This window comes from Enterobacter sp. BIDMC 29 (assembly GCF_019378755.1).
Taxonomy (GTDB): Bacteria; Pseudomonadota; Gammaproteobacteria; order Enterobacterales; family Enterobacteriaceae; genus Enterobacter; species Enterobacter ludwigii.
On sequence record NZ_CP080000.1, the window covers coordinates 1,114,527 to 1,129,478 of the forward strand.

15 protein-coding genes are annotated in these 14,952 nt (G+C 53.5%); 9 read left to right on the plus strand and 6 right to left on the minus strand.

Features of this window, described 5'->3' with window-relative positions; all coding sequences use genetic code 11:
• Positions 1 to 39: 39 nt before the first annotated feature.
• From fdhF to ycgZ, 4 genes are all read right to left on the minus strand, one after another.
• Positions 40 to 2,190, minus strand: a complete 2,151-nt coding sequence (gene fdhF, locus JTA15_RS04960) for a formate dehydrogenase subunit alpha (protein WP_020884370.1) — start codon at positions 2,188 to 2,190, stop codon at positions 40 to 42.
• 192 nt (positions 2,191 to 2,382) lie between these two features.
• Positions 2,383 to 2,661, minus strand: a complete 279-nt coding sequence (locus tag JTA15_RS04965; RefSeq protein WP_014169732.1) for a biofilm development regulator YmgB/AriR family protein — start codon at positions 2,659 to 2,661, stop codon at positions 2,383 to 2,385.
• A 29-nt stretch (positions 2,662 to 2,690) separates the two neighbouring features.
• On the minus strand, positions 2,691 to 3,011 hold the full coding sequence (locus JTA15_RS04970) for a hypothetical protein (protein ID WP_020884369.1): 321 nt from the start codon (positions 3,009 to 3,011) through the stop codon (positions 2,691 to 2,693).
• 4 nt (positions 3,012 to 3,015) lie between these two features.
• Positions 3,016 to 3,255 carry a regulatory protein YcgZ gene (gene ycgZ, locus JTA15_RS04975; RefSeq protein ID WP_020884368.1) on the minus strand — a complete coding sequence of 80 codons (240 nt, stop codon included), beginning with the start codon at positions 3,253 to 3,255 and terminating at the stop codon, positions 3,016 to 3,018.
• A 341-nt stretch (positions 3,256 to 3,596) separates the two neighbouring features.
• Between ycgZ and JTA15_RS04980 the strand changes: the two genes are divergently transcribed.
• The 9 genes from JTA15_RS04980 (at position 3,597) to JTA15_RS05020 (ending at position 12,675) form a co-directional block, all read left to right on the plus strand.
• Positions 3,597 to 4,817 carry a diguanylate phosphodiesterase gene (locus JTA15_RS04980; RefSeq protein WP_014169734.1) on the plus strand — a complete coding sequence of 407 codons (1,221 nt, stop codon included), beginning with the start codon at positions 3,597 to 3,599 and terminating at the stop codon, positions 4,815 to 4,817.
• Between the two features lie 188 nt (positions 4,818 to 5,005).
• Entirely contained in the window at positions 5,006 to 5,734 is a 729-nt protein-coding gene (locus tag JTA15_RS04985; protein WP_020884367.1) for a MerR family transcriptional regulator, read from the plus strand.
• A 312-nt stretch (positions 5,735 to 6,046) separates the two neighbouring features.
• On the plus strand, positions 6,047 to 6,415 hold the full coding sequence (sufA, locus tag JTA15_RS04990; RefSeq protein WP_008500631.1) for a Fe-S cluster assembly scaffold SufA: 369 nt from the start codon (positions 6,047 to 6,049) through the stop codon (positions 6,413 to 6,415).
• A gap of 8 nt (positions 6,416 to 6,423) precedes the next feature.
• On the plus strand, positions 6,424 to 7,914 hold the full coding sequence (gene sufB / locus JTA15_RS04995; protein ID WP_020884366.1) for a Fe-S cluster assembly protein SufB: 1,491 nt from the start codon (positions 6,424 to 6,426) through the stop codon (positions 7,912 to 7,914).
• A 9-nt stretch (positions 7,915 to 7,923) separates the two neighbouring features.
• A complete protein-coding gene (gene sufC, locus JTA15_RS05000) occupies positions 7,924 to 8,670 on the plus strand; it encodes a Fe-S cluster assembly ATPase SufC (RefSeq protein ID WP_020884365.1) in 747 nt (248 codons plus the stop codon).
• Positions 8,645 to 9,916 (plus strand): Fe-S cluster assembly protein SufD, encoded by a 1,272-nt coding sequence (gene sufD / locus JTA15_RS05005; RefSeq protein ID WP_138013766.1) that lies wholly within the window; start codon positions 8,645 to 8,647, stop codon positions 9,914 to 9,916. Before sufC ends, sufD begins: the two co-directional genes overlap by 26 nt.
• Positions 9,913 to 11,133 carry a cysteine desulfurase SufS gene (gene sufS / locus JTA15_RS05010; RefSeq protein WP_047357328.1) on the plus strand — a complete coding sequence of 407 codons (1,221 nt, stop codon included), beginning with the start codon at positions 9,913 to 9,915 and terminating at the stop codon, positions 11,131 to 11,133. The genes sufD and sufS overlap by 4 nt, the downstream gene beginning before the upstream one ends.
• A 14-nt stretch (positions 11,134 to 11,147) precedes the next feature.
• Positions 11,148 to 11,564 (plus strand): cysteine desulfuration protein SufE, encoded by a 417-nt coding sequence (gene sufE, locus JTA15_RS05015; RefSeq protein ID WP_025204370.1) that lies wholly within the window; start codon positions 11,148 to 11,150, stop codon positions 11,562 to 11,564.
• 97 nt (positions 11,565 to 11,661) lie between these two features.
• A complete protein-coding gene (locus JTA15_RS05020) occupies positions 11,662 to 12,675 on the plus strand; it encodes a L,D-transpeptidase family protein (protein WP_014169743.1) in 1,014 nt (337 codons plus the stop codon).
• Positions 12,676 to 12,735: 60 nt separating this feature from the next.
• Here the strand turns inward: JTA15_RS05020 and lpp are convergent, their stop codons facing one another.
• Positions 12,736 to 12,972: a murein lipoprotein Lpp gene (lpp, locus tag JTA15_RS05025; RefSeq protein ID WP_001082307.1), complete on the minus strand. Its 237-nt coding sequence runs from the start codon at positions 12,970 to 12,972 to the stop codon at positions 12,736 to 12,738.
• A gap of 310 nt (positions 12,973 to 13,282) precedes the next feature.
• Positions 13,283 to 14,695, minus strand: a complete 1,413-nt coding sequence (gene pykF / locus JTA15_RS05030) for a pyruvate kinase PykF (RefSeq protein ID WP_014169744.1) — start codon at positions 14,693 to 14,695, stop codon at positions 13,283 to 13,285.
• Positions 14,696 to 14,952: the final 257 nt, after the last annotated feature.

The following is a 14,952-nucleotide window of genomic DNA, read 5'->3' on the forward strand; positions in this document are numbered from 1 at the left end:
AACGTATAACGAGGCTCGCCGTGGCGAGCCTCTTTTTCCTCAGACGTTTACTGCCGTGATTAACCGCGTCTTCATGGTCTGATAAGACGACGCCGCAAAGTCTTCCGCCCAGCGTTGGTCTTCAATCGCCTCAAGCTTAACCGCACAATACTTGGTTTCTGGGGTTTTGGAGACCGGGTCAAGGTTATCCTGCGTCAGTTCGTTACAGGCACCAATCCACCACTGGTAGGTCATATAAACCGCACCGGCGTTGATGCGCTCGCTGATGCTGGCACGGGTAATGACTTTGCCCCGACGGGAATGCACCCACACCAGCTGTCCGTCTTTAATGCCCAGGTTGTCCGCATCAAGGGGGTTCATTTGTACACGGCCTGGTTCGTCGGCAAGGCTTTGCAGCGCGGCGCAATTGCCGGTCATTGAACGGCAGGAGTAGTGGCCGACCTCACGCACGGTGCAGAGCACCAGCGGATACGTTTCGTCCGGTATCTCGGCTGGCGCGCGCCAGGCTGCCGCAAAAAGCTGGCCTTTGCCGCTCGGCGTATCGAACTGGTTATCTTTATAGAGATACGGCGTCCCCGGGTGATCGAGCGTTGGACACGGCCATTGCACATGGCCCATTTCACCCATTTTTTCGTATGTCACGCCATAGAACAGCGGACAGAGCTCGCGCATCTCGTCCCAGATCTGCTGGTTGGATGCGTAATGCATCGGATAGCCCATTTCGGTAGCAAGCAGGCTGATGATCTCCCAGTCACGTTTCACGTTGCCGCTGGCCTCAATGGCTTTACCGAAACGCTGGAAACCACGGTCGGCACAGGTAAAGACGCCACCGTGTTCTCCCCACGATGTGGCAGGTAACAGAACATCCGCCACTTCCGCCGTTTTCGTCATAAAGATGTCCTGAACCACCACGAAATCGAGTGCTTCAAAACCGCGGCGCACCAGCCCCAGATCGGCTTCAGTCTGCAGCGGATCCTCGCCCATGATGTAATAGGCTTTTACCTTGCCTTCCAGCGCAAGGTGAGGGACTTCGGTGATACGCGTTCCAACCTCTTTGTCCATAATCCCGACATCGATTCCCCAGGCAGCGGCGAATTTCTGCCGGACCGCCGGGTTCGTAACGTCCTGATACCCCGGGAACATATTGGGCAGAACGCCCATATCACACGCGCCCTGAACGTTGTTTTGACCACGTACTGGCCCAACGCCGACAGCAGGTCGACCAAGATTTCCGGTCAGCAGTGCCAGGCTGGAGAGACCTTTGACCACGTCTACAGCCTGACCAAACTGCGTTACGCCCATGCCCCACATGACGGTGGCGGAAGGCGCAGCCGCGAACGTCCGCATCGCCTGACGCACATCCCGGGCTGGAATGCCGGTGAGATGTTCGACGTTTTCGGGCGCGTAGTCTTTGACCGTTTCCCGATAAGCGTCAAGCCCTTCGGTGAAGCGCGCGACGTAGTTTTTGTCGTACAGCTCCTCTTCCAGAAGGACATAGCCAAACGCATTGACCAGCGCCATGTTGCTGCCGTTTTTCAGCTGCAGGTGCTGGTCGGCAATGCGTGCGGTTTCAATGCGACGGGGATCGCAGACGATGATTTTCGCGCCATTTTCGCGGGCTTTTAAGACCCGACGGGCGACGATGGGGTGCGAATCGGCGCAGTTATAGCCAAACACCAGCAGGCATTTTGAGTTTTCAATATCGTTAATGGAATTGCTCATTGCACCGTTGCCGAGAGTTTCCTGTAACCCGGCAACAGAAGGGCCGTGACAGACGCGCGCGCAGCAGTCCACGTTGTTGGTATTCAGCACCGCACGGGCAAATTTTTGCATCACATAGTTCGTTTCATTCCCTGTTCCCCGGGAGGAACCGGTGGTCATGATGGACCGTGGGCCATACTGCTCTTTTATGCTCCTGAGTTTATGGGCGGTATAGCGGATAGCCTCTTCCCAGGTGACGGGGGTAAAAGCCTCTCCCTTGTGGTAGCGGATCATGGGCTGAGTCAGACGGGGGGTAAGCAGACGCGTATCGTTCAGGAAGTCCCAGCCATAAAAGCCTTTCAGGCACAGGGTGCCCTGGTTTGTTACGCCTTCGGCCGCTTCGGCACGGAGGATACGGTTATTTTCGACGACAAGGTTTAATTTGCAGCCTGCACCACAGTAGGGGCAGACGCTGGCGATTTTTTTCATCAATAACAGACCTGTTAAGAAATGAAGCAAAGTTGACTGGATAGCCCAGTCCCGTAAACGGGAGTAAGCAGGAACCATGCCACATTTACTTTGTAGGTTTTACAGGGTGTTATACGAGGAGGGAACGTGTCATCGTCAGCCCGATCGTCAGTTTTGACGATGACACGTTAGCCTTCACAGAGGGGAGGGTTTTTAGAGATCGTCCATGGTGTGACCCACAACGATTTCCAGGGTCTTACGAATGACATCTGCCTGCACAACGTCGTTTGTGGATTCCAGCGTCTGGATCAGCCACAGAATGATCGCTTTATTGGACAGGTGTCCTTCAGAAGCCAGAACACAGCGTACTGCAGTAGAAAAAACAGCGGACTCTTCAGCAAAACGATCGCCTGCGTGACGGAAATATTCCGACAGCGCGCTTTCTAAAAAAGCGGAATGGTATTCGGGTTGAAGCTGAATATTTTGTCTCATTTGTTCTCACCGTAGCTGTAAAATTGCAGTCAATGTATTTTTCTGGGATCGGACGGTTTTCCATTTCCAAATAACGGCACTACATTGTCTCTTTTAACGTTGAGAGATCCCTCTCTATCCGTTCGTCCTTGCGCGGTTCTGCGACGTTTCAGGGCGATGTTGTTTGAACCGATATCGGCAATCACCATCGCAAGTGTCTCCCGCCGCTGGGGATCCTTTTCATGCGCTTTCATATCCCGCAGACGCTGAACCAGAGCTTCGGTTGTGACGGGGCCTCGCTCTTTCAAAAGAGAAAGAACGGCTTCACCGATAAGCTGGTCAATCAGTCGGTCTGCATCACTGCTGTTCATAACATTACCGTTCGAAAAGCAGACCAAGCAGCATGTGGTAATGCTGTTCCTCTTCAGGCCCATCGGCCTTTTCGAGGCGGCTTAAGAGTTTGGTACAGAGCGATTTGCGATTCAGATTTCGCCCGTCGCTAAGAATCTCAACCACGACCTGACCGAGCGTCTCCTGTTGGGTAGGAAGCGCGGCCTTCTCGAAGTAGTGCGCGATCGCTGCTGCTGAATCTGCGACATAATCCTTCTGCTGCATGTTTCGCTCCTGTAAAAAAATGTAATCACTAACGTTACATTTAAGGTATACACAATTTCCAAATCTGTACATAGAAAATGTACAATTTTTTAAAATAATTGTGATATATTTTATAAATTCTATGTTTATCAGGTGGTTGGGTCATGAAAATGAAGCATTTCCGTTACAGAATATATTGTACAATACGCACGGTGATGGATAAGTTGTACAACGCAGGAAACGGATGCGTTAGGTGCCGTAAATGGTTGAGATGTAAATTATTTGTCACGTAATTAATATGCTATAACAGATGTTTACCGACGTGTTTTTGTGGCCAACCCCTAACCCCCTTCAGGATAAGCATGCTTACAACCATCATATACCGCAGTCATATCTGCGAGGACGTTCCAGTGAAAGCGCTGGAAAACATGGTAGCTGCTGCAAATAGTAAAAACCGGCAATCCAATGTCACGGGGATCTTGCTGTTTAACGGCACGCATTTTTTTCAGTTGCTCGAAGGCCCAGCGGAAAACGTTTCATCCATTTACGAGCAGATTTGCCAGGACACGCGCCACCATAACGTGGTGGAGCTGATGCGCGATCACGGCCCCTCCCGACGCTTCGGCAAGGTTGGCATGGAGCTTTTTGACTTGCGTCAGTTCGACAGGGAAGAGGTGCTTCAGCAGGTTCTTGACAAAGGCACCAGCAGGTATCAACTGACATATAGCGATCGCGCCCTGCAGTTTTTCCGCACCTTCGTGGAGGCCACGGAGAAAGCCAACTATTTTGAACTGCCGCCTGCAGATGCCTGGGATTTTATCCCGGAAGAGACGCCTTTATCGGCGCAACCGGAGGTGGTGGCTAAAGGTGCGGATTGCAGCTTTGCGTTCCAGCCTATCGTGGATCCGTTTATGCAGCAGGTCGTCTCCTGGGAGGCCTTGATCCGCACGCCCACCGGTGAATCGCCCGGAACCTATTTTGCCCAAATTCCTCGTGAAGAGGTGTACGCCTCTGATTTGAAAAGCAAGCAGGTTGCGCTCTCCATGGCGAGCGCTCTGGGATTACAGGATCAGACATTATCCATTAACCTGCTGCCCATGACGCTGGTCAACGTGCCTGGCGCCGTGGATTTCCTGCTGACGGCCATTGACGCAAATGGCTTTGTGCCGGAGCAGATTGTGGTGGAATTCACCGAGAGCGAAGCGATTTCCCGTTTTGAAGAGTTTACCCATTCGGTCAGGCAGTTAAAAAGTGCCGGTATCAGCGTAACCATCGATCACTTTGGTGCCGGTTTTGCCGGTCTACAGTTACTGGCGCAATTCCAGCCTGACAGAATTAAGATTAACCGCGATCTGGTCGCGAATGTGCACAAAAGCGGCCCGCGGCAGGCCATCATTCAGGCGATTATCACCTGCTGTTCCTCGCTGGAGATCCAGTTCTGTGCCGTCGGCGTTGAGAAGCCTGAAGAGTGGATGTGGCTGGAGTCTGCAGGCATTTCCCAGTTCCAGGGGCACCTGTTTGCCAGCCCGCGTCACGGGGGAATTCCGGCGATCGCGTGGCCAGAGAAGAAGTTTGAATTTTGAGAAAGCTGTACATAAACCTGCAAGCTTGACTGTACGCGCGGCAAAATTTGTACAACAATACATTAACGGGTGAAGGAACTTGTATACCCTTCACCCGCTCAAAAAGAGGCCTTAGTTATACAAATGGTTTGTACAATCTGATAAGGTTGGTCTGGTTGGGTATGGAAGTTCTAAGCGTGAGGGAGTTAATGGCCTATTACAGTATCGGCGAAGTGGCCGAACGATGCGGTATCAACCCCGTTACGCTGCGTGCCTGGCAGCGCCGTTATGGATTGTTGAAGCCGCAGCGAAGCGAAGGGGGCCATCGTCAGTTTGACGATGAAGATATCCTGCGTATTGAAGAGATCAAACGCCTGATGAAAAGCGGCGTTTCGGTCGGCAAAGTCAAAGGCTTGCTGGAAAACAAAGAAGTGATGACTCAGGGTAACTGGGCATCAATCCAGGAAGAGATGATGACGGTTTTGCGTTATGCCAGCCCGGCAAAGCTGCGCGCCAAAATAGGCGAGTTCCGCCGCGATCACGCGATGGATGCGCTTATCGATAATATTATTTCTCCCGTTCGTCAGCGAATGAATCAGGATCAAAATACGGTGCGTCATATGGCGAGCCTGCTTGACGGTGTGCTGATAGAGTTTGCTGTCGCAAGCCTGGCGGAGTCACGTAAGAAAGCCGGTAAAGATGCTCTGCTTATTGGCTGGGAGTGCGATGACCGGACACACCTGTGGCTTGAGGCTGCGCGTCTGGCACAGAAGGGATGGCATATTGACGTGCTGGCCGACCCGATTGATTCCCCTCGTCCGGAGCTTTTTCCTGGGCAAAGAATTTTCGTCTGGACCGGTAAAGCGCCGACGCCGCGTCAGCAGGAACTGCTTGACCACTGGCGTGAACAGGGTTTTGTTGTCTCCTTTCATCATTAATTTCCGCAGGCCTTGAAGGCCTTTTTTTTGCCCGTCGTTTCTCTGGATAAAATCTATCTTAAAAATAGGCATTTCCGATGCATATTTTACTTTTCCCCTTTACTCCGCTTTTCTGATTCGATAACCCATTATTTTTCAAAGTAATGAACAATTAAATCCATCCCGCCCGCATCCGCTGACAGGGTCTATGCTTAATAAAAGTATGCAAAAAGGGCGATTTAGCCCAATGCCCCTGCTGACAGAGGGTTGAAGTGATAATCGTTATCACTAACATGGTGTTATGCCCTGGGGCTTATTAGATGAGGTGGACCTATGGAACTGCATTCAGAAACCTTCAATCCTGCCGACTTTGCCTGGCGTGGCTTAACGCTCACGCCAGCGGCGGCGGCACATATTCACGAACTGGTGGCGAAAAAGCCAGAGATCCTCGGCGTGCGCCTGGGGGTGAAACAGACCGGCTGCGCAGGATTCGGTTACGTGCTCGATACCGTCACAGAACCCGAGAAGGATGATCTGGTATTCGAAACTGACGGCGCAAAATTGTATGTCGCCCTGCAGGCCATGCCGTTTATTGACGGCACGGAAGTGGACTACGTACGTGAAGGTTTAAACCAGTTATTCAAATTTCATAACCCGAAAGCCCAGAACGAATGTGGGTGCGGCGAAAGCTTTGGGGTATAGGCGGTACTATGTCTCGTAATACTGAAGCAACGAGTGATGTTAACACCTGGAGTGGCGGCCACCTCAATTATAAAGAGGGGTTCTTTACCCAGCTGCAGACCGATGAACTGGCGAAAGGCATCAATGAAGATGTCGTCCGGGCGATCTCGGCCAAACGCAATGAACCTGAGTGGATGCTGGAGTTTCGTCTGAGCGCCTTCCGGGCCTGGCTGGAAATGGAAGAACCTCACTGGCTGAAAGCGCATTATGACAAGCTGAACTATCAGGATTACAGCTACTACTCTGCGCCATCCTGCGGGAGTTGCGACGACACCTGCGCCTCACAGCCTGGCGCGGTGCAGCAAACCGGTGCGGACAACAGCTTCCTGAGCAAAGAAGTGGAAGAGGCATTTAACCAGCTGGGTGTGCCCGTTCGCGAAGGGAAAGAGGTGGCGGTGGACGCCATTTTTGACTCCGTCTCAGTGGCGACAACCTACCGTGAAAAACTGGCAGAGCAGGGGATTATTTTCTGCTCCTTCGGCGAAGCGATTCACGAGCACCCTGAGCTGGTGAAAAAGTACATCGGCACTGTGGTGCCAAGTAACGATAACTTTTTTGCCGCGCTTAATGCGGCGGTAGCGTCTGATGGCACCTTTATCTACGTGCCAAAAGGCGTTCGCTGCCCGATGGAGTTGTCGACGTATTTCCGCATCAACGCGGAAAAAACCGGTCAGTTCGAACGCACCATTCTGGTGGCCGATGAAGGCAGCTACGTCAGTTACATTGAAGGCTGCTCCGCACCGGTCCGTGACAGCTACCAGCTTCACGCCGCGGTGGTTGAAGTCATCATCCATAAAGATGCCGAGGTAAAATACTCCACGGTGCAGAACTGGTTCCCGGGCGATGGCAACACCGGCGGTATTCTGAACTTCGTGACCAAGCGTGCGCTGTGCGAAGGCGAAAACAGCAAAATGTCCTGGACCCAGTCGGAAACCGGCTCTGCGATCACCTGGAAATACCCGAGCTGTATTCTGCGTGGGGATAACTCGATCGGTGAGTTCTACTCCGTGGCGCTGACCAGCGGCCATCAGCAGGCAGATACGGGTACCAAGATGATCCACATCGGTAAAAACACCCGGTCGACCATTATTTCCAAAGGCATCTCCGCCGGGCACAGTCAGAACAGCTATCGTGGGCTGGTCAAAATCATGCCGACGGCCACCAATGCCCGAAACTTTACCCAGTGTGACTCAATGTTAATTGGCGCAGACTGCGGGGCACACACCTTCCCGTACGTTGAATGCCGTAACAATACCGCCCAGCTTGAGCACGAGGCGACGACGTCACGTATTGGGGAAGATCAGCTCTTCTACTGCCTGCAGCGCGGGATCAGTGAGGAAGATGCCATCTCAATGATTGTGAACGGCTTCTGTAAGGATGTGTTCTCTGAACTGCCGCTGGAATTTGCCGTTGAAGCCCAGAAACTCCTCGCCATTAGTCTTGAACACAGCGTCGGTTAAGGAAAGCACATGTTAAGTATTAAAGATTTACAGGTTAGCGTGGAAGACAAAGAGATCCTGCGTGGTCTCAATTTTGACGTCAAACCGGGTGAAGTCCACGCCATTATGGGGCCCAATGGCTCCGGGAAAAGTACGCTCTCCGCGACGCTGGCAGGGCGCGAAGATTACGAAGTGACCCACGGGTCGGTCGAGTTTAACGGCAAAGATTTGCTGGAGATGTCGGTGGAAGAGCGGGCCGGTGAAGGTATCTTTATGGCCTTTCAGTATCCGGTGGAGATCCCGGGGGTGAGTAACCAGTTCTTTCTGCAAACGGCGCTGAACGCGGTACGTAAATATCGCGGACTGGAAGCGCTGGACCGCTTTGATTTCCAGGACCTGATGGAAGAGAAGATTAAGTTGCTGAAAATGCCGGAAGACCTGCTGACCCGCTCGGTCAACGTCGGTTTCTCAGGCGGTGAGAAAAAGCGTAACGACATTCTGCAGATGGCGGTCCTTGAGCCTGAACTGTGTATTCTGGATGAGACCGACTCCGGTCTGGATATCGATGCCCTGAAGATTGTCGCCGACGGGGTGAACTCCCTGCGCGACGGCAAACGCGCGTTCATCATCGTCACTCACTACCAGCGTATTCTGGATTACATCAAGCCGGATTACGTCCATGTGCTTTACCAGGGGCGTATTGTGAAATCCGGTGATTTCACGCTGGTTAAACAACTGGAGGAGCAGGGTTATGGCTGGCTTACCGAACAGCAGTAATGCGCTCCAGCAGTGGCACCGTCTGTTTGAAGCGCAGGGCAATACGCGCTCGGAACAGGCGCAACAGCACCTGCAGCAGATGCTGCGTCTCGGTTTGCCGTCACGCAAGCAGGAGAACTGGAAATACACGCCGCTTGATGGCCTGCTGAACGGCGAGTTTGTCACCCGCCTGGCAGACATCAGCCCGGCGCAGCGCGATGCCCTGGCATTGACCGTGGATGCCGTGCGTCTGGTCTTCGTCGATGGTCAGTTCCGCCCTGAGCTGAGTGACAGCACCCAGGACTGTGGATTTGAGATTGCCATTAACGATGACCGTCAGAACCTGAGCGCCCCGGTACAGCCCGAGGTCTTCCTGCATCTCACCGAGAGCCTGGCGCGGAGCGTGACGCATATTCGCGTTAAGCGTAACCAGCGTCCGGTAAAACCACTGCTGCTGATGCACATCACTCAGGGAGCAGACGGCGACGAGATCAACACTGCTCATTACCGCCACCATCTTGAGCTGGCGGAAGGGGCGGAGGCCACGGTGATTGAGCATTACGTCAGCCTCAACGATACCCGGCACTTTACCGGGGCGCGTTTGACAATGCATGTTGCCGCCAATGCCCAACTTCACCATATCAAACTGGCGTTTGAAAACCCGCAGAGCCACCACTTTGCGCATAACGACATGCTGCTTGGACAAGATGCCGCGGCATACAGCCACAGCTTTTTGCTCGGCGGCGCGGTACTGCGCCACAACACCAGCACGCAGCTTAACGGCGAGAATACAACGCTTCGCATCAACAGCCTGGCGATGCCGGTTAAAACGCAAGTGTGCGATACACGCACCTGGCTTGAGCACAACAAAGGTTACTGTAACAGTCGCCAGCTGCACAAAACCATTGTCAGCGACAAAGGGCGGGCGGTGTTTAACGGCCTGATTAACGTGGCGCAGCACGCGATTAAAACCGATGGGCAGATGACCAACAACAACCTGTTATTAGGACGCCTGGCGGAAGTGGACACCAAACCACAGCTTGAAATCTATGCTGATGACGTGAAATGCAGCCATGGCGCGACGGTCGGGCGAATTGATGACGAACAGATGTTCTATTTACGCTCCCGCGGTATCGACCAGCAGGCGGCGCAGCAAATGATTATCTATGCGTTTGCCGCTGAACTGACGGAAGCGCTGCACGATGGCCTGTTAAAACAGCAGGTGCTGGCCCGTATCGGGCAGCGTCTGCCTGGAGGAGAAGCATGAGTTTTCCCGTAGAGAAAGTACGGGCAGATTTTCCGGTTCTGACCCGTGAAGTGAACGGTCTGCCCCTGGCGTATCTGGACAGTGCGGCCAGCGCGCAGAAACCGAATCAGGTGATCGAAGCGGAAGCGGAATTCTACCGCCACGGTTATGCTGCCGTGCACCGGGGGATCCACACCCTGAGTGCGGAGGCGACCCAGCGTATGGAAAATGTGCGTACCCAAATCGCCGCTTTCCTCAATGCACGCTCGCCAGAGGAACTGGTGTTTGTGCGTGGTACCACCGAGGGGATCAACCTTGTTGCCAACAGCTGGGGCAACGCGCAGGTCCACGCGGGGGATAACATCATCATCACCCAGATGGAGCACCATGCCAATATCGTACCGTGGCAGATGCTCTGTGAGCGTGTCGGTGCGCAACTGAGGGTGATCCCATTGAACGTTGATGGCACCCTGCAGCTTGAGCAACTTGACGCGTTGCTGGATGCGCGTACGCGGCTGGTGGCCGTGACCCAGGTTTCTAACGTGCTGGGAACCGAGAACCCGGTGGCAGCGATTATTGAGAAAGCCCACCAGGCTGGCGCGAAGGTGCTGATTGATGGTGCGCAGGCGGTCATGCACCACGCGGTCGACGTCCAGGCGCTGGACTGCGATTTCTACGTCTTCTCCGGGCACAAACTCTATGGGCCGACCGGGATTGGCGTGCTGTACGTGAAAGAAGATATTCTGCAGGCGATGCCACCGTGGGAAGGGGGCGGCTCGATGATCGCGACCGTCAGTCTCTCGGAAGGGACCACCTATGCACGCGCGCCGTGGCGCTTTGAAGCTGGCACGCCGAATACCGGCGGGATTATCGGGCTGGGGGCGGCCATCGCCTATGTCACGTCTGTTGGCCTTGACGCGATTCAGGAGTACGAACACCTGCTGATGCACTACGCGCTGCAGGAGCTTGCCAGCGTACCGGCGCTGACCCTGTATGGTCCGGCGGACCGCCAGGGGGTGATTGCGTTCAATCTCGGTAAACACCATGCATACGATGTGGGCAGTTTCCTCGATAACTACGGCGTGGCCGTGCGTACCGGACACCACTGTGCTATGCCGTTGATGGCGTTTTACCAGGTGCCGGCGATGTGCCGCGCATCGCTGGTGATGTACAACACAACGGAAGAGGTCGACAGGCTGGTGGCGGGGCTTAAACGCATTCACCAGTTGCTGGGCTAACGGAGAGGCGAAAGATGGCAGATTTGCCGGATAAAGAAAAATTACTGCGTAACTTCGGGCGTTGCGCAAACTGGGAAGAGAAATACCTCTATATCATTGAACTGGGCCAGCGTTTACCGCCGCTCAGCGAAGAGGCACACAACCCGGAAAATATTATTCAGGGCTGTCAGAGCCAGGTCTGGATTGTGATGGAGCAGACGCGCGACGGCGTGATCGAATTACAGGGCGACAGCGATGCCGCTATTGTGAAAGGGCTTATTGCGGTGGTATTTATTCTCTATCACCAGATGTCAGCGCAGGATATTGTCGCTTTTGATGTCCGCCCGTGGTTTGAAAAAATGGCCCTGACCCAACACCTCACCCCGTCCCGTTCCCAGGGGCTGGAAGCGATGATTCGCGCCATCCGCGCCAAAGCTGCAATCCTTAGCTAGACTTACAGAACAGCATTCATTCTGTTTCGCGAGGTGGTTCCCGCCTCGCTGGTTTTTCAGCTTTCTGGCATCCGGCCAGTGAATAAGGAATCTCAGCATGAAGCGCGCGTCTCTAATAACTCTATTACTCCTGGGTTCGCTCGGTGCTCTTAATTCGGCCCGCGCGATGGATTACCCGTTGCCGCCCGCAGGCAGCCGTCTGATTGGGCAAAATCAAACCTACACGATACAGGAAGGGGATAATAAACTTCAGACCATCGCTCGCCGGTTTAATACTGCAGCACAGCTTATCCTTGAAGCCAATAATACTATTGCGCCGGTAAACCCTGCGCCGGGGACGGTGATCACGATCCCTTCGCAGATGCTGTTGCCCGACACGCCCCGTGAGGGGATTGTCGTGAACCTGGCGGAGCTGCGGCTTTACTACTTCCCGCCGGGCGAAAACATCGTTCAGGTTTTCCCGCTCGGCATTGGGCAACTGGGACTGGAAACGCCGGTCACCACCACCCGGGTCAGCCAGAAGATCCCTAATCCTACCTGGACCCCAACACCGGGCATCAGAGCGCGCTCTCTGGAGCAGGGCATTAAATTGCCGCCCGTGGTCCCGGCCGGGCCAAATAACCCGCTAGGACGCTTTGCATTGCGTTTAGGCGTGGGTCACGGGGAATACCTGATCCACGGCACCAGCGCGCCGGACAGCGTTGGCCTGCGGGTCAGCTCCGGCTGTATGCGCATGAACGCGCCGGATATTAAAGCGCTGTTTGAGCAGGTGCGGGTCGGCACGCGGGTGCAAATCATTAATGAGCCGGTGAAGTTCTCCGTCGAGCCTGACGGTAAACGCTATATTGAAGTGCATCGTCCGCTGGCGCAGGTTGAGGGTGAAAACCCCCAGATGACACCCATTTCGCATTCCGCAGACTTTGCGACGTTTGTCTCGCAGTCAGGAAGTGATAAAGCGCTTATCGATAAAGCCTTGTCACGCCGCGCGGGGATCCCGGTAGCCGTGTCGGCCGATAACGGCGCGTCAGCGCGTCAGAACGTGTTGTCAGTACAGAACAGTCGGACATCCGCTGTGGTCGCGGAAAATGACGGTGAGAAGGTGACGCAGTAGGGGTTTGACGCAGACAAAAAAAATGGCGCACAATGTGCGCCATTTTATTAACAGGTACTATTACTTACGGTATTTAGTAGCCTGGTTGTCCAGACGCTGGTTAGCGCGAGCTGCGTCGTCTTTAGCAGCCTGAACGTCGGAACGCATTGCGTTCACGTCGTTGCTCAGCTGGTCAACTTTAGCGTTCAGAGTCTGAACGTCAGAAGACAGCTGATCGATTTTAGCGTTGCTGGAGCAACCAGCCAGCAGAGTAGAACCCAGGATTACCGCGCCCAGTACCAGTTTAGTACGATTCATTATTAATACCCTCTAGATTGAGTTAATCTCCATGTAGCGTTACAAGTATTACACAAAGTTTTTTAGGTTGAGAATATTTTTTTGATGGGAATACGCCTATTTTTGATCGTTCGCTCAAAGAAGCATCGAATCGGCCCTTTTTTGGCAAAAAGCTCTGTAAAAAAAGGCATTTTTCATCGGATTCATCTTAGATAATTCGCAATTAAATAGAGAAACCCGATTTGCTTTTTGAATGACTTTGGCTAATGCATGAAATAAAAAAAGCGTCCCGGAGGACGCTTTTTATGAAAATTAATTCGTTCGGGAATTATTACAGCACGTGAACAGATGCTGTGTTGGTGGTTCCGCTTGGTACCAGCGCACCAGAAACCATGACCACAACGTCGCCTTTCTGTGCCAGGCCGCTTTCCAGCGCCAGCGCTTTACCCTGAATGTAGAAATCGTCGGTAGACGCGATTTCTTTCACCAGATGCGCAACCACGCCTTTGCTCAGCACCAGCTGACGGGCAGTGGTTTCGTTGGTGGTCAGCGCCAGGATCGTCGCGTCCGGGAAGTATTTACGGACTGCGCGAGCAGATTTACCGCCTTGGGTGGCAACCACAATCAGAGGCGCTTCCAGTTTCTCAGCGGTTTCTACCGCACCGCGGCAGACTGCTTCGGTAATACGCAGTTTGCGGCTGTCGTTGTTGAAGTCCAGACGGCTGGTCATCACGCGGTCAGTACGTTCGCAAATGGTCGCCATGATGCCAACGGCTTCCAGCGGGTATTTACCTTTCGCGGATTCGCCGGACAGCATGACTGCATCGGTACCGTCGAGGATGGCGTTAGCCACGTCGCCAGCTTCTGCGCGGGTTGGGCGTGGGTTTTTGATCATGGAGTCCAGCATCTGCGTTGCGGTGATAACCACTTTACGCGCGCGAACACACTTCTCGATCATCATCTTCTGCGCGAAGATAACTTCTTCAACCGGGATTTCAACACCCAGGTCACCACGTGCAACCATGATGCCGTCTGACGCTTCGAGGATTTCGTCGAAGTTGTTCAGGCCTTCCTGGTTTTCGATTTTGGAGATGATCTGGATCTTCTCGCCGCCGTGCGCTTTCAGGTGCTCACGGATTTCAACCACGTCGGAACGTTTACGGATGAAGGATGCCGCAACGAAGTCGACGCCTTGCTCGCAACCAAAGATCAGGTCTTGTTTGTCTTTTTCAGCCAGGGCTGGCAGCGCGATGGAAACGCCTGGCAGGTTAACGCCTTTGTTTTCACCCAGGTCGCCGTTGTTCAGCACTTTACAGATAACCTTGTTACCTTCGATGGCGGTCACTTCCATGCCGATCAGACCATCGTCTACCAGCACGGTGTTGCCAACGGACAGGTCGCTGGTGAAACCTTCATAGGTGACCGCAACGATTTCGTTGTTACCGACAACAGTCTTGTCAGTGGTGAAGGTGAAGGTCTGGCCCGCTTTCAGAGAGACGTCGTTACCGCCTTCCAGTTTGATGGTGCGGATTTCTGGACCTTTGGTATCCAGCAGGATGGCTGCTTTTTTACCGGTCTTGCTCATCACGTTGCGCAAGTTCTGAATACGCTGACCGTGTTCAGCATAGTCACCGTGGGAGAAGTTCAGACGCATAACGTTCATGCCGGCGTCCAGCATTTTGCTCAGCATCTCTTCAGATTCGGTTTTCGGGCCGATAGTACAAACAATTTTCGTCTTTTTCATGACAGTCTTAGTCTTTAAGTTGGGAAGGATATGGAAATCTCGCTCCGGGGGCGCACCGCCGCGGAGTCAAACCTGTGTTGCAAAAGAGTATATGACACGCACTAAGGATAGGAGACATCAAATGAGCGTGCAGAAGAAAGTGTGCCTGAGTGACAGCCCAACGAAGGAGAGGAGTAGTTGTACGTTGTTTTTTGTATTCCAAGCGCTGAAACCATTCACCAGGGATTAGGCGCGCATTATACGCTGATTTTAAGATA

What these genes read in the sequence shown, in the direction of transcription:
- pykF (WP_014169744.1), bottom strand. Translation starts at nt 14,695, where the DNA reads ATGAAAAAGACGAAAATTGTTTGTACTATCGGCCCGAAAACCGAATCT.
- JTA15_RS04980 (WP_014169734.1), top strand. Translation starts at nt 3,597, where the DNA reads ATGCTTACAACCATCATATACCGCAGTCATATCTGCGAGGACGTTCCA.
- JTA15_RS04970 (WP_020884369.1), bottom strand. Translation starts at nt 3,011, where the DNA reads ATGAACAGCAGTGATGCAGACCGACTGATTGACCAGCTTATCGGTGAA.
- JTA15_RS05020 (WP_014169743.1), top strand. Translation starts at nt 11,662, where the DNA reads ATGAAGCGCGCGTCTCTAATAACTCTATTACTCCTGGGTTCGCTCGGT.
- fdhF (WP_020884370.1), bottom strand. Translation starts at nt 2,190, where the DNA reads ATGAAAAAAATCGCCAGCGTCTGCCCCTACTGTGGTGCAGGCTGCAAA.
- sufC (WP_020884365.1), top strand. Translation starts at nt 7,924, where the DNA reads ATGTTAAGTATTAAAGATTTACAGGTTAGCGTGGAAGACAAAGAGATC.
- lpp (WP_001082307.1), bottom strand. Translation starts at nt 12,972, where the DNA reads ATGAATCGTACTAAACTGGTACTGGGCGCGGTAATCCTGGGTTCTACT.
- sufD (WP_138013766.1), top strand. Translation starts at nt 8,645, where the DNA reads ATGGCTGGCTTACCGAACAGCAGTAATGCGCTCCAGCAGTGGCACCGT.
- sufA (WP_008500631.1), top strand. Translation starts at nt 6,047, where the DNA reads ATGGAACTGCATTCAGAAACCTTCAATCCTGCCGACTTTGCCTGGCGT.
- sufS (WP_047357328.1), top strand. Translation starts at nt 9,913, where the DNA reads ATGAGTTTTCCCGTAGAGAAAGTACGGGCAGATTTTCCGGTTCTGACC.
- ycgZ (WP_020884368.1), bottom strand. Translation starts at nt 3,255, where the DNA reads ATGCAGCAGAAGGATTATGTCGCAGATTCAGCAGCAGCGATCGCGCAC.
- sufE (WP_025204370.1), top strand. Translation starts at nt 11,148, where the DNA reads ATGGCAGATTTGCCGGATAAAGAAAAATTACTGCGTAACTTCGGGCGT.
- sufB (WP_020884366.1), top strand. Translation starts at nt 6,424, where the DNA reads ATGTCTCGTAATACTGAAGCAACGAGTGATGTTAACACCTGGAGTGGC.
- JTA15_RS04965 (WP_014169732.1), bottom strand. Translation starts at nt 2,661, where the DNA reads ATGAGACAAAATATTCAGCTTCAACCCGAATACCATTCCGCTTTTTTA.
- JTA15_RS04985 (WP_020884367.1), top strand. Translation starts at nt 5,006, where the DNA reads ATGGCCTATTACAGTATCGGCGAAGTGGCCGAACGATGCGGTATCAAC.